Consider the following 20170-nt stretch of genomic DNA (forward strand, 5'->3'; position numbering starts at 1 on the left):
GCGGGCCGGTAGCGGCTCACGCAGGCCGGGATGGCGCTCGGCCGTTGTCCGGTCCTGCGATCGAGCGGCGCAGCGGCTTCGCGCGGGCCGGGGACGGCACCTGGCCGGGGTGCGCCGTGGCAAGGGCTCGGGTTGCCGAGCGGGGGCCGGAGGCCTCCAGCGATGGCGGGCCGGTAGCGGCTCCACGCGAGCCGGGGACGGCACCTGGCCGCGGTGCGATCCGAAGGATCGCCATGTCACAGTGCCCCCGGTGCGACTCGAACGCACACTGTGCGGGTTTTGAATCCGCTCCCTCTGCCGATTGGGGTACGGGGGCCGGCCGGTCTGCCGCAGCGCAGCCTATCGGGCGGCCGGGCGGCAGCTGCGCTCGCTAGGCTCTGCCCGTGAGCAGCGAGCCGACCCGGGTCCTCATCGCCGAGGACGAGGCACTGATCCGTCTCGACCTCAAGGAGATGTTGGAGGAGGAAGGCTACGTCGTCGTCGCCGAGGTCGGCGACGGGCAGGCCGCGGTCGACCAGGCGGTCGCCCTGCGGCCCGACCTCGTCGTCCTGGACGTGCAGATGCCCGTCCTGGACGGCATCTCCGCCGCTGAGCAGATCGCCGCCGCCCGGGTGGCGCCGGTCATCGTGCTCACCGCGTTCAGCCAGCGTGAGCTGGTCGAGCGGGCGCGTGACGCCGGCGCCATGGCCTACCTGGTCAAACCGTTCTCCAAGAACGACCTGGTCCCGGCCATCGAGGTCGCCCGGGCGCGCTTCCTGGAGATGACCGCGCTGGACGCCGAGGTCGGCGACCTCAAGGAGCGGCTCGAGGCGCGCAAGGTGGTCGAGCAGGCCAAGGGCCGGCTGATGGCCGAGCGTGGCATGACCGAGGCCGAGGCGTTCCGGTGGATCCAGCGCACTGCCATGAACGAGCGGACGTCGATGAAGGCCCTCGCCCAGGCGATCCTGGGGCTCGACACCGCGGCCGGCCTCCCGGGCGACCCGGCCGCCGCCGGGCCAGCCGGGAGCTGAGTCGCCGGTCCCGGCGCTCATGCCCTGTGACGCCGGGTGACGGGAGCCGGGACGGCGTGGTGCGCGGCGAGAGCCAGGTCACAACGTCATCACGGTCGGCAGAGGGGTGACTCAGTGGCCCGGACCAGCGGTTAGGTTCCTCGCACTGATCGGTCCCCCGACGGGTGATCTTGCCTGCTGGGTGGCCAGTGCCAACGGAATCCACACTGGGAGTCACTTGATGCGCACAGGCACGTTCGCCCGCGCGGTCGCGGTCTCCGGTGCCACCCTGCTCGCGCTGACCGCCTGTGGCGGCGACAGCGACTCGGGGGAGAGCACCGGCGGCGGCGGCGACGCAAGCAGCGAGAAGCAGGTCAACGTCTACGGCACCGACGGCAACATGGGCAACGCCCTGGGGGAGTCGTTCACCGAGCAAGGCGCTCTTGTCGGTATGAGTGGAACTCTGCCCCTCACGGACCTGTCGTCCGAGTTCCGCGACCGGCTGATGGCGATCGACCCGAATCTCCAGGACTACAACTACGCCGGTGAGACCTACGACGCCATCGTCGTCTCCGCGCTCGCGGCCGAGCTGGCCGGCAGCAGCGTGCCCACCGAGTTCGCTCCCTACATCAATGGCGTCACGTTCGGTGGGGAGAAGTGCACCGACATCGCCTCGTGCATGGAGATCGTCAACTCCGGCGGCAACCCGGACTACGACGGTGTCTCCGGCCCGCTCAGCTTCACTGAGCCGGGCGAGCCCGCCCAGGCCAGCTTCGGTCTCCAGCAGTTCGGCGAAGACAACCAGATCGACGCCTCGGCCACCGAGTTCGTGATCGCTGGCGATGAGGCCAATGCGGCGAGTGACGAAGGCCCTGCTCCGGCGGCGCCGGACACCACGTCCACCGATCCGCTCGTCATCGGCACGCTGTTGCCGCTGACCGGTAGCCTCGCCTTCCTCGGCCCGCCCGAGGTCGCCGGGGCCCGGCTGGCCGTGCAGGAGATCAACGCGGCCGGCGGTGTCCTGGGCGCCCCGGTGCAGCTGGTCGAGGGTGACTCCGGTGACGCGTCGACCGACACCGCGACGCAGACGGTCGACCGGCTGCTGCAGGCGAACGTGGACGTCATCATCGGCGCGGCCGCGTCCGGCGTCAGCCTCACCGTCATCGACGCCATCACCGGTGCCGGTGTCGTGCAGTTCTCGCCGGCGAACACGTCGGACACCTTCACCACCTACGACGACAACGGGCTGTACTTCCGTACCGCCCCGCCGGACACCCTGCAGTCCCGCGCGCTCTCCGACCTGATCATCGAGGACGGCAACAACACGGTCGGGATCATGGCGCTCAACGACCCCTACGGCACCGGCCTGATGGAGAACACCGTCGAGAACCTGATCGCCAGTGGTCTCTCGGAGGACAGCATCGAGACGCTGACCTATGACCCGCAGGCGGCGAACTTCGACGCCGAGATCCAGCAGATGGTGGACTTCAACCCGGACGCCATCGTGGTCATCGGTTTCGAGGAGTCGGCCCGGATCATCGAGGGCCTCAACGCGCAGGGCATCGGCCCGCAGCGCTGATCGCACCAGGCGCTGTGATCCGACAGCGCTGATCCCGCCCCGGCACTGCGGCCCGGCCTCCCTCGGAGGCCGGGCCGCACTGCTGTCCGGGCGAGCGAGGCGGGGCGACCGGTCGCCAGCGCCCCCCAGCGCGAACGGCGCCGGACCCTGGGGGACCGGCGCCGTAGCTGGAAAGAGGGAGTCGCTGGACTCCTACTGGGCCTTGGCGAGCGTGCCCAGGTAGAGCTCGATGACCTTCGGGTCGTTCATCAACGACCGGCCGGTGTCGGTGTAGGCGTTGCGGCCCTGGTCGAGCACGTAGCCCCGGTCGCAGATCTGAAGGCAGCGGCGGGCGTTCTGCTCGACCATGATGATCGAGACGCCGGTGGCGTTGATCCGCCGGCAGCGGATGAACACCTCGTCCTGGTAGGCGGGGGAGAGCCCCGCCGAGGGCTCGTCGAGCAGCAGCACCGACGGGTCCATCATCAGCGCCCGGCCCATCGCCACCATCTGCCGCTCGCCGCCGGACAGCGACCCGGCCTTGCCCTTGCGCCGCTCACCGAGCAGCGGGAACAGGTCGACGACGTAGTCGAAGCGGTCCTTGAACGACTTGGGCCGCAGGTAGACGCCCATCTGCATGTTCTCCTCGATGGTGAGGGAGGGGAACACGTTGTTGTTCTGCGGCACGTACCCCACACCCAGCTGCACGAGGCGGTGGGCGGGGGCCGAGGTGATGTCCTCACCACGCAGGGTCACCGCCCCCGAGCGGACCGGGATCAGCCCGAACAGCGCCTTCAGCAGGGTCGACTTCCCGGCCCCGTTGGGCCCGATGATGCCCACCAGCTCGCCGTCCTGCAGGTAGAAGTCGCAGCCCCGGAGGATGTTCACCCCGGGGACGTAACCGGCGACCAGGTCGTCGGCGCGCACGAGCGCGCCCTCGGCCAGCCGCTGGTGCTCCTCGCGGGTGGCGGCCTTCTCGGCGGGGGAGATGTCCTCGCCGGCCCGGGCCGCCGGGCCCTGGTCGGATCCGACCTGGAACATCGGGTCCTCGCTGGCCGGGTCGTCGAGGGTGCTCATCGCTCCGTCCTCTCCTGGTGCGGCCCGTCGGAGCTCAGGACGTCGCTGCCGGGGCGCTCCTCACGGGCGATGGACGCCTCGGCCTCGGCCAGCACCCGGTCCTCCTCCTCGACGGTCAGCGGTGCGTCGTGGTGGGCTCCGAGATAGGCGTCGACGACGGCGCGGTTCTGGCTGATCGACTCCGGCGGCCCCTCGGCGATGATCTTGCCGGCGGCCATGACGACCACCCAGTCGCTGATGTCCCGGACGACGTCCATGTCGTGCTCGACGAAGATCACCGTCATGCCCTGCTCCCGGAGGTCCTTCACGTGGCCGAGCAGGCTCTGGGTCAGCGCCGGGTTCACCCCGGCCATCGGCTCGTCGAGCATGACGACCTCGGGGTCGCTCATCAGCGCCCGCGCCATCTCCAGCAGCTTCCGCTGGCCCCCGGAGAGGGTGCCGGCGAAGTCGTCCTTCTTGGCGTCCAGCTTGAACCGGGTGAGCAGGTCCATGGCCTTCTCGGTGTTGGCGCGTTCCTGCGCGCGCCAGATACCGGGTACCAGGGCGCGGAAGAAGCCCTCGCCCTTCTGCCCCTGGGCGCCGAGCAGCATGTTCTGCAGCACGGTCAGCCGCGAGAGTGCCTTGGTGAGCTGGAAGGTGCGCACCACTCCGAGCCGCGCGACCTGGTGGGGGGAGAGCTTGCCGAGTGACCGCCCGTTGAACGACCACGTGCCGGTGTCGGGCTGGTCGAAGCCGGTGAGCAGGTTGAACAGCGTGGTCTTGCCCGCACCGTTCGGCCCGATGAGGCCGGTGATGCCGCCCCGCTGGACCTCCAGGTGGTCGACCGACACCGCGGTGAGACCCCCGAAGGACCGGGACACGCCGTCGACGACGACGACCGGATCGGGCTTGGCGACGCCGATCTCCCAGGGGAGGTCCTTCAGGGCTGCCTGCGCGACCCGCTGGGGTGGTCGGCCCGCCGCGGACTCCGCCGTGGGCCTGGCCACCGGGGACTCGTCGGGTCGGGCGGCGTGCGCGCCGTGGGCTGCCGGGTCAGCGGGCATCGAGCATCACCTCTCGTCGGTCCCCGAAGATGCCCTGCGGGCGGAAGATCAACAGCAACATCAGCCCGAGTCCGATGATCACGAAGCGGATCTGTGCCACGTCGGTCGCCGACAGCAGGGCCTCGGGGATGACCCCGTTGGAGATGAGCGTACGCAGACCGGTGTCGGCGAACTGGATGATGAAGTACAGCAGGATCGCCCCGATGACGGGGCCGAGCACCCTGGCCGCGCCGCCGAGGATGAGGGCGGCGTAGGCGAGGAAGGTGTTGGCGTTCTGGTACTGGTCGGGTGTCGCCGAGGCGGTGCCGAGGGCGTAGATCATCCCGCCCAGCGCACCGAAGACGCCGCCGAGCACGAGGGACTGCATCTTGTAGACGTAGACGTTCTTGCCCAGCGCGCGGACGGCGTCCTCGTCCTCGCGGATCGACTTGATCACGCGGCCCCACGGGCTGCGCACCAGCGCCCACACCAGCAGGCAGGCCAGGGCCACCAGGACCCAGCCCACCAGCGTGACCCAGAGTTCGGCGCCGCTCCACCGCGAGCCCAGCAGCTCGTACCGACGGCCGGTGTCCCACGGGGCGAGGGCGACGAACTCGTCGTTGAACCCGGACAGCCCGCGGGTGGCGTTGGTGACCGGCGTGGCCGAGACGGACCGGAACGTCAGGCGCAGCCCTTCTGCCGCGGCGATGGTGGCAATGGCCAGGTAGTCGGCCCGCAGGCGCAGGGTCGGGAGGCCGAGCAGCAGCGCGAGCACGACGGCCGCGCCGATGCCGATCAGCACCCCCCACCAGAAGGAGAGCCCCCACTGGGCGACGGAGATCGCGATCCCGTACCCGCCCAGCATCGCGAAGGCGATCTGGCCGAAGTTCAGCAGCCCGGTGTACCCGAACTGCAGGTTGATGCCGATGGCCAGCAGGGCGAACAGGACGGCCTGGAAGCCGAGGCCGGCCTTCAGCGCGGTGGCCAGCGCGTCGATCAACTCGGTCATCGCTCAGCCCACCCGGGCCCGGCTGCCCAGGATGCCCTGGGGGCGGACGACGAGGATGACGATCAAGAGCAGCAACCCTCCGACGTACTTCATGTCACTCGGGATGACCAGCGTGGACATCTGGACGAAGACGCCGACGACGATGCTGCCGACCAGGGCGCCGTACGCGGTGCCCAGCCCGCCGAGGGTCACGCCGGCGAACATGAGCAGGAGCAGCCGGAAACCCATGTCCCACTGCACCTCGTCGGAGAGCCCCAGCAGGACCCCGCCGAGCGCGGCCAGCCCGCCACCCATCATCCAGACGAACAGGATGACCCGGTCGACGTCGATGCCCGACGATGCGGCGAGGTCCCGGTTGTCCGACACGGCGCGCATCGCCTTCCCGATCTTGGTGCGCTGCAGCATCAGCGCCACCAGGACCAGGACGACGAGCGCGATCACCAGCGAGGCGAGATCCTTGTTGGTCATCGTGAACGGGCCGTAGTCGACGGCGCGCTGACCGCGGTAGGCATCGAAGGGGTTCGACCGGCCGCCGTAGACGATCTGGTAGAGGTAGCGCAGCAGCAGCGACAGCCCGATGGAGATGACCAGCGCCGCGACCAGGCCGGTCCCGCGGCGGCGCAGCGGGCGCCAGAGCCCCAGCTCGTTCAGCGCACCGAAGCCCGCCCCGATGACCAGCGCGATCAGGGCCGCCGGGATGAACGGCACGCCGGCCCCGACGTTGACGAACCAGGCGGCGATGGCGCCGACGGTGACCAGCTCGCCGTGGGCGAAGTTGACCAGCCCGGTCGTGCCGAAGATGAGGGACAGGCCGACCGCGGCCATGGCGATCAGCAGGCCGAAGCGCAACCCGTCGACGAGCAACTGCACCCACTGGACTGTTCCGCCGCCGGAGTTGCGACTGCCGTCGTTGAGCCCGATGAGCACGCCCTGGTCGCGGCCGGTGTCGACCGTGACGGTGCGGCTGTTGGCCCCGTTCAAGGTGACGCCGTCGGGGAGGTCGCTCTCGTCGATGGTCACCGTGTACTGCCCGGGACCGGGGACGTCGACCGACCAGCGGCCGGCTTCGTCGGTCTCCACCGAGTCGATCTCGGTGCCGTCGGCGGTGGAGACGGTCACCTCGATGCCCTCGATCGGCCCGCTCACGCTGGTCCGCAGCGTGCCGGAGACCGCCTCGCCCACGGCGTGCGCGACGCCCGGGGTGAGGATGGCCAGGACGGCCGCGAAGGCGGCGACCAGCAGCGCGAGCACGAGCGGACGCCGGCCGGTGCGCCACCGGGCGCGTCGGGCACCCGCCGGGAGCACCTCCCGGGGTGTCGTGCGGTCCCCGTGTCGACGGACACGGTGGGGCGCGTGCGTCACTCGACCTCCCAGCCGTTTGGTTGAGCCGGGACAGTAACGCACGGTGGCGAAGGTCACGCCCCCTTCGGGACACACCGTGATGCATCTGCGACACGCCGGGCACCGGCACCCGGAGGCCGGCCCCCGGGCTCAGCGGGCGCGGCGGATCATGCAGGTCAGCCGGGCGGTGGCGGCGGCGTGGCCGTGGTCGTCGTGCACGTCGACCAGGAAGGTGGCCAGCGTCCGGCCGCGACGCACCGGCGTGCACACGGCGGTCACGACCCCGGACCTCGTCCCGCGCAGGTAGCTCGCGTTCAACTCGATGCCCACCACGGTGCCGCCCGGGCCGGCGGCCAGCGCTGCGGCGTGGGAGCCGACGGACTCGACCAGCGCGCAGGTGGCACCCCCGTGGAGCAGGCCGAAGGGCTGCGTGTTCCCCTCGACCGGCATCCGGGCGACCACCCGGTCGGGGTCCCAGTCGACGATCTCGATGCCCAGCTTGTCGTCCAGCGGGCTGGTCAGGTCGGCGGGCAACCAGGTCGGGGCAGCGGTCGTCACCTGCCGCACGGTAGCCAGCGGCGGCCCCGCTGCAGGAACCCGACCCGGGCGGGCGAGGGTCGGGGGACCGCGGGGTCCGCTCACTAGGATCGCCGGTGATGTCAGCTCCGGTCAGCACCTCCGCCCCCGCCCCGTCCGCCGCCGGTGCAGCCGCCGGGCCGCGGCCCCGGCTGCTCCTCCTCGACGGCCACTCGCTGGCCTACCGGGCGTTCTTCGCGCTGCCGGTTGAGAACTTCTCGACCACCACCGGGCAGCCGACCAACGCCGTGTACGGCTTCACGTCGATGCTGATCAACGTGCTGCGGGACGAGCAGCCCACACACCTGGCCGTCGCCTTCGACGTCGGGCGCAAGACGTTCCGCAGCGAGATCTACGCCGAGTACAAGGCCAACCGCGCCGAGAGCCCGACCGACTTCCGGGGCCAGGTGAGCCTCATCCAGGAGGTGCTGGCCGCCTTGCACGTGCCGGTGCTCACCGCCGAGGGGTACGAGGCCGACGACGTCATCGCCACGCTCACCGTGCAGGCCGTCGAGGCCGGCATGGACGTGCTGATCTGCACCGGCGACCGCGACGCGCTGCAGCTGGTCAACTCCCACGTCACCGTGCTCTATCCGCGCAAGGGTGTCTCCGACCTCACCCGTTTCACCCCGGAGGAGGTCGAGGCCAAGTACGGCCTGACCCCGGCCCAGTACCCCGACTTCGCCGCACTGCGGGGCGACCCCAGCGACAACCTCCCGAACATCCCCAGCGTGGGGGAGAAGACGGCGGCCAAGTGGGTGCGCGAGTACGGCTCGCTCGACGCCCTCGTCGACCAGGTCGACACGGTCAAGGGCAAGGTCGGGGAGAAACTGCGCGAGCACCTGTCCTCGGTGCTGCAGAACCGGCGGCTCACCGAGCTCGACCGGGCCGTCCCGCTGCCGATGGAGCCCACCCAGCTCGCCGTCCGGCCCTGGGACCGCAACGAGGTGCACACCCTCTTCGACAACCTGCAGTTCCGGGTGCTGCGCGACCGGCTGTTCGCCACGCTGACCAGCGCCGAGCCGGAGGTCGAGGGTGGCTTCGACGTCGCCGAGGACGTCGTCGGTGCCGGTGGGCTGGCCGATTGGCTCGCCGCCCACGCCCGCACGGGGCGCACCGGCGTGGTGTTCCGCGGCACGTGGGGACGCGGTACCGGCGAGCTGGCCGGCCTGGCGCTGGCCGCGGCCAACGACCACGCCACCTTCGTCGACCTGGGGCCGGATCTCGACGTCGCCGATGAGCAGGCGCTCGCGGCCTGGCTGGCCGACCCGGCCACCGCCAAGGTCGTCCACGACGTCAAGGGCCCGTTGCTGGCCGTCGCCGCCCGCGGGTGGGAGCTGGCCGGGGTGGTGAGCGACACCGCGCTGGCTGCCTACCTCGCGTTGCCCGGTCAGCGGTCCTTCGACCTCGGTGACCTGGCGGTGCGCTACCTCAAGCGCGAGCTGAAGGACGACGCCGCCCCCGAGGCGCAGCTGACCCTGGACGGACTCGGGCCCACCGAGGAGGACCTGGCCGCAGAGGCCCGGCACGCCGACGTCGTCAAGGCCGTCGCGGTCAACGACCTGTCCGACGCCCTCGAGCAGGTGCTCGGCCAGAAGGGCGGCGACCACCTGCTCGGCCAGATCGAGCTGCCGCTGACCCACGTGCTGTCCGCGATGGAGCGGCGGGGGATCGCCGTCGACCTGGACTTCCTGCATGAGCTGCAGAAGGAGTTCGCGGCCGGCGTGGCCGAGGCGGCCGAGGAGGCCTACGCGGTCATCGGCAAGGAGATCAACCTCGGCTCACCCAAGCAGCTGCAGGCCGTGCTGTTCGACGAGCTCGGCCTGCCGAAGACCAAGAAGAACAAGACCGGCTACACCACCGACGCCGAGGCGCTGACCTCACTGCTGGCCTCCACCGGGCACCCGTTCCTCGAGCACCTGCTCCGGCACCGCGACGTCACCCGGCTGCGCACCGTGATCGACGGGCTGATCCCGATGGTCGACGAGGTGGGCAGGATCCACACCACGTTCCAGCAGACGGTCGCGGCCACCGGCCGGCTGTCGTCCACCGACCCGAATCTGCAGAACATCCCGATCCGCAGCGCCGAGGGGCGCCGGATCCGGCAGGCGTTCGTCGTGGGCAACGGCTACGAGTCGCTGATGACCGCCGACTACAGCCAGATCGAGATGCGGATCATGGCCCACCTCTCCGAGGACGCCGGCCTGATCGAGGCCTTCACGTCGGGGGAGGACCTGCACTCCTTCGTCGCCTCGCGGGCCTTCGCCATCCCGATCTCCGACGTCGACCCGGAGATGCGCCGCCGGATCAAGGCGATGAGCTACGGCCTGGCCTACGGGTTGTCGGCCTACGGGCTGGCCCAGCAACTGCGCATCTCCCCGGAGGAGGCCCGCGGGCAGATGCAGGCCTACTTCGAGCGTTTCGGCGGCATCCGCGACTACCTTGACGGCGTCGTCGACGACGCCCGGCAGACCGGCTACACCGAGACGACGCTGGGCCGGCGGCGCTACCTGCCCGACCTCACCAGCGACAACCGGCAGCGCCGGGAGATGGCGGAGCGGATGGCGCTCAACGCCCCGATCCAGGGCTCGGCCGCCGACGTCATCAAGGTCGCCATGCTCAACGTGGAGAAGGCGATCGCCGCCGAGGGGCTGCGTTCCCGGATGCTGCTGCAGGTGCACGACGAACTCGTGCTCGAAGTGGCTCCCGGCGAGCGCGAGCAGCTCGAGGCGCTGGTGCGGCGGGAGATGGCCGGCGCCGCCGAGCTGACCGTCGCGCTGGAGGTCTCGGTCGGCTCCGGCCCCAGCTGGGATGCCGCGGCCCATTGATCTCCGCCGGCGGTCGGCCCGCCGGTCAGCCGGGGCTGAACTGCTGGACCTGGGGCACCGTGGTGACCAGGTGCAGCTCGGCCGTGGCCGAAGGCGACCAGGCCACGTGCGGGACGTCCCCGGGAAAGCGGATGAAGTCGCCGGCCTGCAGCTTGCGGGGGTCGTCCACGGGGCCGGCCACGACATCGCCGGAGACGACGTAGGCGTGCAGCAGGGTGCCGGGGGACAACGCCGGCCGCACCACCGCGGACTGCCCGGTCAGCTCCAGCAGCGTCGTCGTGACCTGTCCCGTGCCGTGCACCCGGTCCAGTTCCCGCTGCCGGCCCGATGGCGCGTGCGCCCACCCGGCCTCCTCCCGACGCTGCACCAGCACCGGACTGCCCCACTCGGTCACCAGCCAGTTGACCCCGACCCCCAGGGCGCGCGCCACGGCCAGCATGGTCTCCACGGTCGGGTTGCCCGCACCGTTCTCCAGGTTGGCCAGGGTCTGCTTGGCCAGGCCGGCCTCCCGGGCCAGGTTGCCCAGGCTCAGCCCTCGTTCCTGCCGGATGCGCCGCACGTTCCGGCCGAGGGTGCGCACGTCCGTCATGTGTCCATTGTGCTGGACCGCTGTCCATCTTGACCGGTCGGTAGGTGCGTGGCCTTCCGGTCAGCCCGGGAGGTCGCAGACCAGGATGAGGGTCCCGGGTACCAGGGCGCCGCGCTCGGGCGACCACTGACCCCAGGTCTGCGTACGGCCCGGCGTCCACTCCGGCTCGAGCAGGTCGGTGAGCACCAGGCCGGCACCGATGACCGCGCGCACCCAGTCGCCGACGGTGCGGTGGTGCTCCACGTAGACCGTCCGCCCGGCGCCGTCGGTCTCCACGTAGGGACGGCGGTCGAAGTAGGACCCGGTCACCCGCAGGTCCTCCGGGTCGGGGGAGTCGGGCAGCGGCCAGCGCAGCGGATGGTTCACCGAGGCCACGAACCGGCCGCCCGGGCGCAGCACCCGGCGCACCTCGGTCAGCACGGCCCGTGCGTCGGCGACGAACGGCAGCCCGCCGAACGCCGAGCAGGCCAGGTCCATGCTCCCGTCGGCCAGCGGCAGCGCACCGGCGTCGGCCTGCAGCAGGGGCACCGGCACGCCGGTGGCCCGGTTCAGCTCGGCCGCCCGGGCCAGCATCCCGCCGGAGACGTCGAGGGCGGCCACCTCGGCCCCGGCCCGGCGCAGCCAGCGGGCGCAGGGCGCCGAACCGCAGCCGATCTCCAGCACCCGCCGCCCCGCCACGTCACCGAGCAGGTGCGCGTCGGCCTCGCGCAGCCCCTCCGGGCACCACAGGAAGTCCACGTCGCCGAGATCGGCACCGTGCTCTGCCAGGTAGGCCGGTGCCGCGGCGTCCCACCACCCCCGGTTGGCCCGCGCGGACTCCGCCGGGCCGGTGCCGCGGCGGGTCACGCCGCCGGCCATCGGATAGCCGTCGGCGCCCAAGGGCAGCGGGGGAGGCAGCGGGGGCGGCAGGCTCATGTCGCGCCGATGGTGACACGCCGGGCCGGGAGGGCGGTCGGGAACCCAGGTGGACCCGGCGGCGTCGACGTCCGTACCATGGGGAGTGCGCCAGAGGTCTGTGGTGTCGTCCCCCGTACGCTGAACGTGGCGCACGGAGGACGTCCGACACCTCTCCCGTGCACCTCCCCACGACCGGTCCGGTCGTGGCTCCTGTCCTGTCCCTGCGCACCCCCCGTCCGGAGCACTCGACCACATGACCTCCACCCAGGTCCGTCCCGACAGCACCCCCCAGATCGCGGTGAACGACATCGGCACCGCCGAGGACTTCCTCGCCGCGATCGACCAGACGATCAAGTACTTCAACGACGGCGACATCGTCGAAGGCATCATCGTCAAGGTCGACCGGGACGAGGTGCTGCTGGACATCGGCTACAAGACCGAGGGCGTCATCCCCTCGCGCGAGCTGTCCATCAAGCACGACGTCGACCCCACCGAGGTCGTCCACGTCGGTGACGAGGTGGAAGCCCTGGTCCTCCAGAAGGAGGACAAGGAAGGGCGGCTGATCCTCTCCAAGAAGCGCGCACAGTACGAGCGCGCCTGGGGCACGATCGAGGCCAAGAAGGAAGCCGACGAGGTCGTCACCGGCACCGTCATCGAGGTCGTCAAGGGCGGCCTCATCCTCGACATCGGCCTGCGCGGGTTCCTCCCCGCGTCGCTGGTGGAGATGCGGCGCGTCCGCGACCTGCAGCCCTACGTGGGCCGCGAGCTCGAGGCTAAGATCATCGAGCTCGACAAGAACCGCAACAACGTGGTCCTGTCCCGCCGTCAGTGGCTGGAGCAGACCCAGTCCGAGGTGCGCAGCGAGTTCCTCAACAAGCTCGCCAAGGGCCAGGTCCGCACGGGCGTCGTCTCCTCGATCGTCAACTTCGGTGCCTTCGTGGACCTGGGCGGCGTCGATGGCCTGGTGCACGTCTCCGAGCTGTCCTGGAAGCACATCGACCACCCTTCCGAGGTCGTCGAGGTGGGCCAGGAGGTCACCGTCGAGGTTCTCGACGTCGACCTGGACCGCGAGCGGGTCTCGCTGTCGCTGAAGGCGACGCAGGAGGACCCGTGGCGTCAGTTCGCCCGCACCCACCAGATCGGTCAGGTCGTGCCGGGCAAGGTCACCAAGCTCGTTCCCTTCGGTGCGTTCGTGCGCGTCGACGAGGGCATCGAGGGCCTGGTGCACATCTCCGAGCTGGCCGAGCGGCACGTCGAGATCCCGGAGCAGGTCGTGCAGGTCGGCGACGAGATCCTGGTCAAGGTCATCGACATCGACCTGGACCGCCGCCGCATCTCGCTGTCGCTCAAGCAGGCCAACGAGGGCGTCGTCGGCGACGAGGAGCAGTTCGACCCGGCTGCGTACGGCATGGCCGCGCAGTACGACGAGCAGGGCAACTACGTCTACCCCGAGGGCTTCGACGCCGACACCGGCGAATGGCTCGAGGGCTACGACACGGCCCGCGAGACGTGGGAGAAGCAGTACGCCGAGGCCCAGGCCCGTTTCGAGGCGCACCGCAAGCAGATCGCGGCGGCCAAGGAGGCCGACGCCGAGGCTGCGGCCGGTGGCAGCTACTCCAGCGAGCCGGTCGAGACGCCGGACGCCCCGTCGACCGGCGGCACTCTGGCTTCCGACGAGGCGCTGGCGGCTCTGCGGGCCAAGCTCGCCGGCGGCGAGTGACCCTGCAGCTCGCCTGAGCAGCACCTGACAGTGCGCCGTCCACCGCAACCGGTGGGCGGCGCACTGTCGTCTGTCGAGGGCTCGTCCGGCCGGCGGCTCGCCGGAACGCACGCCACGTAGCTCACGGGGTCGGGCACGGGGCCGGCCGGACGGTGACGACCCCGCCGACCGTGAGGTCGACGGGGTCGTCGGGTTCCTTGAGCTCAGCCGTGAGCCGTCAGCGGGCGGACAGCGGGAGCGTGGCGCCGTCGCCCTCGGTCAGGCCCTCCTGCAGGGGCCCGCCGCGAGCTTGCGAGCGGTGGGGGGCAGGAGGGTCCTTCTTCTGCAGGGGCCCGCCGCGAGCTTGCGAGCGGTGGGGGGCAGGAGGGTCCTTCTTCTGCAGGGGCCCGCCGCGAGCTTGCGAGCGGTGGGGGGCAGGAGGGTCCTTCTTCTGCTGGGGCCCGCCGTGAGCTCGGCGAGCGGGTGGGGGCAGTGGCCCCGTCCGGAGGCTCGCCCCGAGCTTGCGAGGGGTGAGCGGGACGGGGTCCTTGATCAGAGGCTCAGGATGATGGCGAACGCGGTGCGGGGGCGCCCGCCGGCGTTGGCCAGGAAGTCCCAGGTGTGCCGGCCGGCGGGCACCGCGGGCAGCAGCGCCCGGAGGAACGCGAAGCCGCGGCGGCGGGTCTGCAGCCGCTTGGCCACCGCCGGGAGGTCCGAGCAGCGGACGCCGGCGGGCCGGTCGATCCGGTGCCGACCGCGGCGCTGCGTGCCAGGGACCGACGGGGTGTCGACGAGCTCGGTAACGGCCATGATCGACATCTGCCTCTCTGCTGTGGCGGGGGAAGTCCACCGGGACAGAACGTAGGTCGTGGGGCGCGTGTGACTCCAGCGACTCGCCGGGACCTCGCCGTGCCGTGACCTTCCTGAGATCTGGCCCCGCCGGGGCCGCCCGCGCCCCGGGCCTAGGTTGGTGCGGTGTTGAGGATCGGGCTGACCGGCGGCATCGGATCGGGCAAGAGCACCGTGGCCGCGCTGCTGGCCGAGCGTGGCGCCCGGGTGGTGGACGCAGACCGGATCGCCCGCGAGGTCGTCGCGCCGGGCACCCCCGGGCTGGCCGCCGTCGTAGCGGAGTTCGGCGAGCGCGTCGTGGCGCCGGACGGGTCGCTGGATCGCCCCGCGCTGGCCGCCGTCGTCTTCGGGGACCCGGCGGCCCGGGCCCGGCTCGATGGCATCGTCCACCCACTGGTGCGTGCCCGTGCCGCTGAGGCGGTTGCTGCGGCCCCCGCGGACGCCGTCGTCGTCCAGGACGTCCCACTGCTGGTGGAGACCGGCCAAGCCGGGTCCTACGACCTCGTGCTGGTCGTCGAGACCGACGAGGAGGTGCGGGTCCGGCGGCTGGTCGAGCGAGGGCTGTCCGCGCAGGACGCCCGGGCCCGGATCGCCAGCCAGGCGACCGACGAGCAGCGCCGGGCGGTCGCCGACGTCGTCCTGCGCAACGACGGGGACCGGAGCGCCCTGGCCGCCGGGGTCGATCGCTTCTGGAGCGAGCACGTGGCGCCGGCGGCCGGGTGAGGAGCACGGCAGGCGACCGATCAGTTCGGCCCCCGGGGGAGGTCTGACCCGTACGCGCCACGTGGGCGCACGGACCGGGAGGACCCGACATGGCCGAGCAGAAGATCGTTCCCAACCTGTGGTTCGACACCCAGGCCGAGGAGGCGGCGCAGTACTACATCGACGTCTTCGGCTCCGGCCGCATCCTCGGTGTCGCCCGTTACCCAGAGGGCGCCCCCGGCCCGACGGGTGGGGTGATGACGGTGGAGTTCGAGGTGGCCGGCATGCGTCTGGTCGGGATCAACGGCGGCCCCCAGTTCAGCTTCACCGAGGCGGTGTCGCTCCAGGTGAACTGCGCCGACCAGGCCGAGGTGGACCGCTACTGGGACCGGCTCGTCGGTGACGGCGGCTCGGAGAGCCAGTGCGGCTGGCTCAGGGACAGGTACGGGTTGTCCTGGCAGATCATCCCGGCGGGGATGGAGGAGCTTTTCGCCCACCCCGACCCGGGGCGTGCCCAGCGGGCCATGCAGGCCATGCTCGGGATGCGCAAGCTGGACGTCGCGGTCATGCGGGCCGCCGCCGACGGGATGCCGGTCGGCTGACCGGGACCGCCACGGACGACGAAGACCCCAGGACCCGTCTCCGGGTGCCTGGGGTCTTCGGTGTGGTGGGCGATACTGGGATCGAACCAGTGACCTCTTCCGTGTCAGGGAAGCGCGCTACCGCTGCGCCAATCGCCCGTTCCGGCCGCGCGGCCGGATCGACTCACCGCGGGGGTGGGCCTGAGGTGGAGACGGGATTTGAACCCGTGTAGACGGCTTTGCAGGCCGTTGCCTCGCCTCTCGGCCACTCCACCGCACACCGGGCGCCGGTCTTGCGACCAGCGCCCGGAGTTCCGAGCGGACGACGGGATTCGAACCCGCGACCCTCACCTTGGCAAGGTGATGCTCTACCAGCTGAGCCACGTCCGCAGTGCGTGTTGAACTCTAACCGACCCGTTCCGGAGGGCCAAACCCGGGGGGTCCGCACCCCGGGTTTGGGGACGTCCGTGCAGGTCAGCGGTGCATCAGCGGGGCCGGAAAGCCGTCCACGTCAGGGCAGGGTCGGGTCGGTGCCGCCGCCCTGGAGCAGGGCGATGAGCTCGTCGTCGACCTGGAGCCGCCCGCTCTCCTCGCCCACCGGAACCAGCCGCTCGGTCTCCCGGAGGAATTCGCCGACGACGGCCGCGGACAGCTCGAACAAGGCCTCCCCGGAGGGTGCGCGCAGCTGCAGGAACAGCACGTCCAGCGCGGCTCTGGCCGGCCAGATGCGAACGTCGCCGTCGCCGACCGGCGCCGAGAGGCCCGCGCGCAGCAGTTCGCGCGACAACAGCCACTCGACCCCGCCGTCGTCGGGCTCGTCGAACTCCGGCTCCTCCGGCTCGCCGCCGTCGCCGAAACGCACCTGGACCGCGTAGGGGTCCGCTGCCTCGTAGACCAGGGCCGCGGAGACCGACGTCCAGGACTGCGGGCCGACCAGGTGGAGGGTGGTGCGGGTCGTACAACCCGACCTCGGAGAGCGCGCCATGACCCTGCAACGACCGGCGGGCCGGTAGGTGACGCCCGGGCCCGGCGTGTCGCGCCCCGATCGCCTCACCTGTCACACATGTCACATCAGCCTCTGGTCACGGCCCCCCGCGGCGTGCTGAACCGGGAGGACTGGGTTCTGCGAACACACCGTGTGACCATGGGACTCGTGACCCGACCAGCCCGGCGTCCGGAGGGCAGCGCTGCCGACGTCGAGTTGCTCCGGCGGATGGCTGCGGGTGACCGCAGCGCCGTCGACGACCTGTACGAGCGCTTCCGCCGTCCGGCGTTCGCCCTGGCCCGCCGGGTCCTGGGCGACGACGCGCTGGCCGAGGACGTGGTGCAGGAGGTCCTCGTCACGGTCTGGCGCGACCCCGGCGGCTTCGACGGGGCGCGCGGCAGTGTGTCGTCGTGGCTGTTGGCGATGGTCCACCACAAGGCCGTGGACGCCGTCCGCCGGGAGGAGTCCCACCGCCGCCGGCAGGTCCGCGTCGGGGACGACCTGGCGCTCGCCGCGCCCAACCAGGTCGCCGACGTGGCCGACGAGGCGTGGGCCGGCGTGGTCGCCGGCCGGGTCCGGGCCGCCCTGCACGCACTGCCGGAGGCGCAGCGGGAGGCCCTCACGCTCGCCTACTACGGCGGCTACACCCAGCGCGAGGTGGCCGCGCTCACCGGCGCCCCGCTGGGCACGGTCAAGACCCGGATGCTCGCGGGCATGCGCCGGCTGAAGGACCAACTCGGCACGGGCGTGCCCGGCGGCGCGGTCACCCGGGACGGAGGCGTCCGATGAGCGGGCCGACCCACGAGGAGCCTCGGGACGAGCACGAGACCTTCGACGAGCTCGCCGTCGGCTGGGCGCTGCACGCCCTCGAGCCCGAGGACGAGGCCGCCTTCGCCGCCCACCTGGCCGGCTGCCGACGGTGCGCGCAGACCGTCGCGGAGACCGCGGAGGTGATGGCGGCCCTGGCCGCCGACCTGCCGCCCGCGGAGCCGTCGCCGGCGCTGCGGGACCGGCTGCGGGCGGAGGTGGAGCGAACCGAGCAGGTGCCGGCTCCTCGCGATGAGTTGCCGGTCGAACCACCGCTGCCCGGGCCGGCCGCGCCGTGGCCACCCCCGCCGGCGCGCCCTTCCGAGCGCGCCCCGTCCCGGCACCCGGCCGGCGGCATGCGGGCGGCGCCGGTGGACGGGCTGCGGCCGCCCGGCGTGCCGAGGCTGCCCAACGCCCGCCCGGCGTGGCGACGGGTGCTCCCGCACGCGCTGGTGGCCGCCGCGGTCGCAGCGGTGCTGGCGCTCGGCGCGTGGAACGTGGTGCTGTCCAGTGACCGGGCCGACGCGCAGGCCATGGCCGCGGAGCGGGCCGAGATGATCGAGTCGCTGCTCGAACCGGGCCGGGCGACGATCGCCCCGCTGGCCACGGACGGCGAGGAGGTGGCCACGGTGGTGGCCCGCGAGGAGCAGGTCCAGGTGGTGGCCGACGGGCTGCCGGTCAACGACGGCAGCAGCGACACCTACGTGGTCTGGGGCGTCCCGAGGTCGGGGGCGCCCGTGGCGCTCGGCACGTTCGACGTGGTTTCTCGGCAGATCGACCTCCGAGCCGTAGGCTCCACCGAGACCGGGCTGGACGACTACTCGACGTTCGCCGTCAGCATCGAGCCAGGTCGGGAGGCTCCGTCGGAACCGACGGAGATCGTGGCGAGCGGGCAGGTGACCAGCTGAGCGACCAGGACACCGTGACCGCGCCCGACGAGCCCCTCGAACGGCCCGGCCGCCCCCTCGGCGGCCGGCCACCGCGGGAGTCCGCCGACGCGCGTCGGGCACGGTACGACGCCGACGAGGTGCACAGCCTGCGTGAGCGGGTGGCCGAGTCGCGGTGGCGCCGCCGCCTGGCGGCCCGCCGCAGCCTGGACGCCCCGTACCGGGTCGGGGTCGGCGTGGTCGGCGGCCTGGTTCTCGCCGTGGGGATCGTCACCATCCCGCTCCCGGGTCCCGGCTGGCTGACCGTCATCGCCGGGCTGTTCGTGCTGGCCACCGAGTTCACCTGGGCCGAGCGGCTGCTTGAGTTCACCCGGAAGCACGTGGCGCGCTGGACCGAGTGGCTGGGCCACCAGCCGTTCGCCGTCCGGCTCGGGGTCGGGTTGCTGACGGCGGTGTTCGTCTACGGGGTGCTCGTGCTGACCCTGCACCTCTTCGGCGTCCCGGACTGGGTGCCGGGGTGGGTGCCACTGTGGCGCTGAGCATCTGGCAGACTGTTCGACGGCACGGGCGATTGGCTCAGCGGTAGAGCGCTTCGTTCACACCGAAGAGGTCACTGGTTCGATCCCAGTATCGCCCACTCCCGACAGGCCCGGCCCGCTCAGCGGCGCCGGGCCTTCGTCGTCCCGGCCGGCCCCGTGCGCCGGCCGCGGTACCGGCGCACCATGGACGGCGATGCCTCCGGACCGGGCCGCCCGCCTGCAGGCCGCTCTCGAACGGGACGGACCGACGTGCATCTGGTGCGGCCGAGAGTTCGCCGGCCTGGTCCTGCCGACCACCGAGCACGTCGTCCCGCGGGTCAAGGGCGGGCCCTCCTGGCTGGCGAACGAGGTGGCCGCCTGCCGGCGGTGCAACGCCGCCCGTGGGCACACCGCGCCGGTGGAGTGGCTGGAGGAGTGCCGGGGCCGCGGCTGGCAGCCTGACGAGCCGCGGCTGGCCCGGGTGCTGGGTGACCTGGCGCGGGCCATCGAGGCGCGGGGCGGCCAGCGTCGCGCGCGCCCGTACCTGGACGCGCAGGTGCGCCGGCTCCGCCGGCGCGGAAGGGCCGCCTCCTGAGCGCTGCCGGCGGGGCTGCCCGGGCGTAGCGTCGGCCGCCGTGACCCCCACCGAGCCGCAGGACGTCGTCGGCACCGTCGGTGAGATCGCGGTCTACCCGGTGAAATCCCTCGGCGGGCGCACGGTCCCGGCTGTCCAGGTGGGGCCGGGCGGGCTCGCCGGCGACCGCGCCCACTCCGTCCTGGACGCCACGACGGGGGAGCGGGTGACGGTGAAGACGACGCCGCGGATGCGCACGGTCGTGGCCACCGGCGACGTCGAGCAGGACACGATGACACTCACCGAGGTGCTCGGTCGCCCGGTGCGCCTGGCCGCGGCCGACGCCGGCCCGCAGGCCGACGCGGCGGCGGCGGTGCACCTGGTGTCCCGCGCGGCGATCGAGCGGGCCGCGGCCGGCGAGGTCCCCGACGGCTGCTCCGCCGAGGACCCCCGGGCCAACCTGCTGCTGAACCTGGCCGAGGGGCAGGACGAGCGCTCCTGGGTGGGGCACCGGCTGCAGGTGGGCGAGGTGGTCCTCGACGTCGTCCGCACCCCCAAGCACTGCCTGGGCGTCTACGCCGAGGTGGCGGTCCCGGGCCGGGTGGCGGCCGGGGATGCCGTCCGGCTGCGCTGAGCTCGCCCGGTTGACCGGTCCCCGCTGCCCGGCGCACTAGTCTCGGAG

The 20170-nt window shown here is 72.2% G+C and carries 20 protein-coding genes and 5 tRNA genes; 12 read left to right on the plus strand and 13 right to left on the minus strand.

Features of this window, described 5'->3' with window-relative positions:
* Positions 1–242: 242 nt before the first annotated feature.
* Positions 243–316 (minus strand) — tRNA-Leu (locus ACYVG5_RS00305).
* A gap of 67 nt (positions 317–383) precedes the next feature.
* Between ACYVG5_RS00305 and ACYVG5_RS00310 the strand changes: the two genes are divergently transcribed.
* Positions 384–1010, plus strand: coding sequence for an ANTAR domain-containing response regulator (locus ACYVG5_RS00310; RefSeq protein ID WP_222044941.1), 627 nt, complete (start codon positions 384–386; stop codon positions 1008–1010).
* A gap of 220 nt (positions 1011–1230) precedes the next feature.
* Positions 1231–2568, plus strand: coding sequence for an ABC transporter substrate-binding protein (locus ACYVG5_RS00315; RefSeq protein WP_222044944.1), 1338 nt, complete (start codon positions 1231–1233; stop codon positions 2566–2568).
* A 192-nt stretch (positions 2569–2760) separates the two neighbouring features.
* Here the strand turns inward: ACYVG5_RS00315 and ACYVG5_RS00320 are convergent, their stop codons facing one another.
* From ACYVG5_RS00320 to ACYVG5_RS00340, 5 genes are all read right to left on the minus strand, one after another.
* A complete protein-coding gene (locus tag ACYVG5_RS00320) occupies positions 2761–3624 on the minus strand; it encodes an ABC transporter ATP-binding protein (RefSeq protein ID WP_222044945.1) in 864 nt (287 codons plus the stop codon).
* On the minus strand, positions 3621–4667 hold the full coding sequence (locus ACYVG5_RS00325; RefSeq protein ID WP_222044947.1) for an ABC transporter ATP-binding protein: 1047 nt from the start codon (positions 4665–4667) through the stop codon (positions 3621–3623). Before ACYVG5_RS00325 ends, ACYVG5_RS00320 begins: the two co-directional genes overlap by 4 nt.
* Positions 4657–5655 carry a branched-chain amino acid ABC transporter permease gene (locus ACYVG5_RS00330; RefSeq protein ID WP_222044949.1) on the minus strand — a complete coding sequence of 333 codons (999 nt, stop codon included), beginning with the start codon at positions 5653–5655 and terminating at the stop codon, positions 4657–4659. The genes ACYVG5_RS00325 and ACYVG5_RS00330 overlap by 11 nt, the downstream gene beginning before the upstream one ends.
* 3 nt (positions 5656–5658) lie before the next feature.
* The gene (locus ACYVG5_RS00335; RefSeq protein ID WP_222045415.1) at positions 5659–6906 is read right to left on the minus strand and encodes an ABC transporter permease subunit; all 1248 of its coding nucleotides are present in this window, start codon (positions 6904–6906) and stop codon (positions 5659–5661) included.
* A gap of 240 nt (positions 6907–7146) precedes the next feature.
* Entirely contained in the window at positions 7147–7554 is a 408-nt protein-coding gene (locus ACYVG5_RS00340) for a PaaI family thioesterase (protein WP_222044951.1), read from the minus strand.
* 98 nt (positions 7555–7652) lie between these two features.
* On the opposite strand from ACYVG5_RS00340, the gene polA reads away from it, so the two are divergent.
* On the plus strand, positions 7653–10400 hold the full coding sequence (gene polA / locus ACYVG5_RS00345) for a DNA polymerase I (RefSeq protein ID WP_222044953.1): 2748 nt from the start codon (positions 7653–7655) through the stop codon (positions 10398–10400).
* 25 nt (positions 10401–10425) lie between these two features.
* Here the strand turns inward: polA and ACYVG5_RS00350 are convergent, their stop codons facing one another.
* Together ACYVG5_RS00350 and ACYVG5_RS00355 are read right to left on the minus strand one after the other, a co-directional pair.
* Positions 10426–10989, minus strand: coding sequence for an XRE family transcriptional regulator (locus tag ACYVG5_RS00350; RefSeq protein WP_222044955.1), 564 nt, complete (start codon positions 10987–10989; stop codon positions 10426–10428).
* Between the two features lie 60 nt (positions 10990–11049).
* A complete protein-coding gene (locus tag ACYVG5_RS00355) occupies positions 11050–11904 on the minus strand; it encodes a class I SAM-dependent methyltransferase (protein ID WP_222044957.1) in 855 nt (284 codons plus the stop codon).
* Positions 11905–12139: 235 nt separating this feature from the next.
* On the opposite strand from ACYVG5_RS00355, the gene rpsA reads away from it, so the two are divergent.
* Positions 12140–13606, plus strand: a complete 1467-nt coding sequence (gene rpsA, locus ACYVG5_RS00360; protein WP_222044959.1) for a 30S ribosomal protein S1 — start codon at positions 12140–12142, stop codon at positions 13604–13606.
* Between the two features lie 531 nt (positions 13607–14137).
* Here rpsA and ACYVG5_RS00365 read toward each other — a convergent pair.
* On the minus strand, positions 14138–14395 hold the full coding sequence (locus tag ACYVG5_RS00365) for a hypothetical protein (protein ID WP_222044961.1): 258 nt from the start codon (positions 14393–14395) through the stop codon (positions 14138–14140).
* A gap of 165 nt (positions 14396–14560) precedes the next feature.
* Between ACYVG5_RS00365 and coaE the strand changes: the two genes are divergently transcribed.
* Both coaE and ACYVG5_RS00375 read left to right on the plus strand, forming a co-directional pair.
* The gene (coaE, locus tag ACYVG5_RS00370) at positions 14561–15157 is read left to right on the plus strand and encodes a dephospho-CoA kinase (RefSeq protein WP_222044963.1); all 597 of its coding nucleotides are present in this window, start codon (positions 14561–14563) and stop codon (positions 15155–15157) included.
* Positions 15158–15246: 89 nt separating this feature from the next.
* On the plus strand, positions 15247–15738 hold the full coding sequence (locus ACYVG5_RS00375; protein ID WP_222044965.1) for a VOC family protein: 492 nt from the start codon (positions 15247–15249) through the stop codon (positions 15736–15738).
* A gap of 63 nt (positions 15739–15801) precedes the next feature.
* Here the strand turns inward: ACYVG5_RS00375 and ACYVG5_RS00380 are convergent.
* The 4 genes from ACYVG5_RS00380 to ACYVG5_RS00395 all read right to left on the minus strand — a co-directional run bounded on the left by ACYVG5_RS00380 (position 15802) and on the right by ACYVG5_RS00395 (position 16702).
* Positions 15802–15876 (minus strand) — tRNA-Val (locus ACYVG5_RS00380).
* Between the two features lie 45 nt (positions 15877–15921).
* Positions 15922–15992: transfer RNA gene (locus tag ACYVG5_RS00385), tRNA-Cys, on the minus strand.
* Between the two features lie 42 nt (positions 15993–16034).
* Positions 16035–16107, minus strand: a tRNA-Gly gene (locus ACYVG5_RS00390).
* Positions 16108–16228: 121 nt separating this feature from the next.
* Complete coding sequence (locus tag ACYVG5_RS00395) at positions 16229–16702, minus strand: SsgA family sporulation/cell division regulator (protein WP_222044966.1); 474 nt, start codon at positions 16700–16702, stop codon at positions 16229–16231.
* Positions 16703–16861: 159 nt separating this feature from the next.
* On the opposite strand from ACYVG5_RS00395, the gene ACYVG5_RS00400 reads away from it, so the two are divergent.
* The 6 genes from ACYVG5_RS00400 to ACYVG5_RS00425 all read left to right on the plus strand — a co-directional run bounded on the left by ACYVG5_RS00400 (position 16862) and on the right by ACYVG5_RS00425 (position 20122).
* Positions 16862–17491 carry a sigma-70 family RNA polymerase sigma factor gene (locus tag ACYVG5_RS00400; RefSeq protein ID WP_246629418.1) on the plus strand — a complete coding sequence of 210 codons (630 nt, stop codon included), beginning with the start codon at positions 16862–16864 and terminating at the stop codon, positions 17489–17491.
* Positions 17488–18417 carry an anti-sigma factor domain-containing protein gene (locus ACYVG5_RS00405; RefSeq protein WP_222044970.1) on the plus strand — a complete coding sequence of 310 codons (930 nt, stop codon included), beginning with the start codon at positions 17488–17490 and terminating at the stop codon, positions 18415–18417. The genes ACYVG5_RS00400 and ACYVG5_RS00405 overlap by 4 nt, the downstream gene beginning before the upstream one ends.
* Before the next feature lie 14 nt (positions 18418–18431).
* The gene (locus ACYVG5_RS00410) at positions 18432–18935 is read left to right on the plus strand and encodes a TIGR02611 family protein (protein WP_460682875.1); all 504 of its coding nucleotides are present in this window, start codon (positions 18432–18434) and stop codon (positions 18933–18935) included.
* Between the two features lie 26 nt (positions 18936–18961).
* Positions 18962–19033 (plus strand) — tRNA-Val (locus ACYVG5_RS00415).
* 95 nt (positions 19034–19128) lie between these two features.
* Positions 19129–19509 (plus strand): HNH endonuclease, encoded by a 381-nt coding sequence (locus ACYVG5_RS00420; protein WP_222044972.1) that lies wholly within the window; start codon positions 19129–19131, stop codon positions 19507–19509.
* A gap of 40 nt (positions 19510–19549) precedes the next feature.
* A complete protein-coding gene (locus ACYVG5_RS00425; protein ID WP_222044974.1) occupies positions 19550–20122 on the plus strand; it encodes an MOSC N-terminal beta barrel domain-containing protein in 573 nt (190 codons plus the stop codon).
* Positions 20123–20170: the final 48 nt, after the last annotated feature.

This window comes from Modestobacter lapidis (genome assembly GCF_054780755.1).

Bases quoted from the DNA above. Each gene is read 5' to 3' on its own strand.
- ACYVG5_RS00315 (WP_222044944.1), top strand. From the start codon at position 1,231: ATGCGCACAGGCACGTTCGCCCGCGCGGTCGCGGTCTCCGGTGCCACC.
- ACYVG5_RS00320 (WP_222044945.1), bottom strand. From the start codon at position 3,624: ATGAGCACCCTCGACGACCCGGCCAGCGAGGACCCGATGTTCCAGGTC.
- ACYVG5_RS00325 (WP_222044947.1), bottom strand. From the start codon at position 4,667: ATGCCCGCTGACCCGGCAGCCCACGGCGCGCACGCCGCCCGACCCGAC.
- ACYVG5_RS00330 (WP_222044949.1), bottom strand. From the start codon at position 5,655: ATGACCGAGTTGATCGACGCGCTGGCCACCGCGCTGAAGGCCGGCCTC.
- polA (WP_222044953.1), top strand. From the start codon at position 7,653: ATGTCAGCTCCGGTCAGCACCTCCGCCCCCGCCCCGTCCGCCGCCGGT.
- ACYVG5_RS00350 (WP_222044955.1), bottom strand. From the start codon at position 10,989: ATGACGGACGTGCGCACCCTCGGCCGGAACGTGCGGCGCATCCGGCAG.
- ACYVG5_RS00355 (WP_222044957.1), bottom strand. From the start codon at position 11,904: ATGAGCCTGCCGCCCCCGCTGCCTCCCCCGCTGCCCTTGGGCGCCGAC.
- rpsA (WP_222044959.1), top strand. From the start codon at position 12,140: ATGACCTCCACCCAGGTCCGTCCCGACAGCACCCCCCAGATCGCGGTG.
- ACYVG5_RS00365 (WP_222044961.1), bottom strand. From the start codon at position 14,395: ATGGCCGTTACCGAGCTCGTCGACACCCCGTCGGTCCCTGGCACGCAG.
- ACYVG5_RS00375 (WP_222044965.1), top strand. From the start codon at position 15,247: ATGGCCGAGCAGAAGATCGTTCCCAACCTGTGGTTCGACACCCAGGCC.
- ACYVG5_RS00395 (WP_222044966.1), bottom strand. From the start codon at position 16,702: ATGGCGCGCTCTCCGAGGTCGGGTTGTACGACCCGCACCACCCTCCAC.
- ACYVG5_RS00400 (WP_246629418.1), top strand. From the start codon at position 16,862: ATGGGACTCGTGACCCGACCAGCCCGGCGTCCGGAGGGCAGCGCTGCC.
- ACYVG5_RS00405 (WP_222044970.1), top strand. From the start codon at position 17,488: ATGAGCGGGCCGACCCACGAGGAGCCTCGGGACGAGCACGAGACCTTC.
- ACYVG5_RS00420 (WP_222044972.1), top strand. From the start codon at position 19,129: ATGCCTCCGGACCGGGCCGCCCGCCTGCAGGCCGCTCTCGAACGGGAC.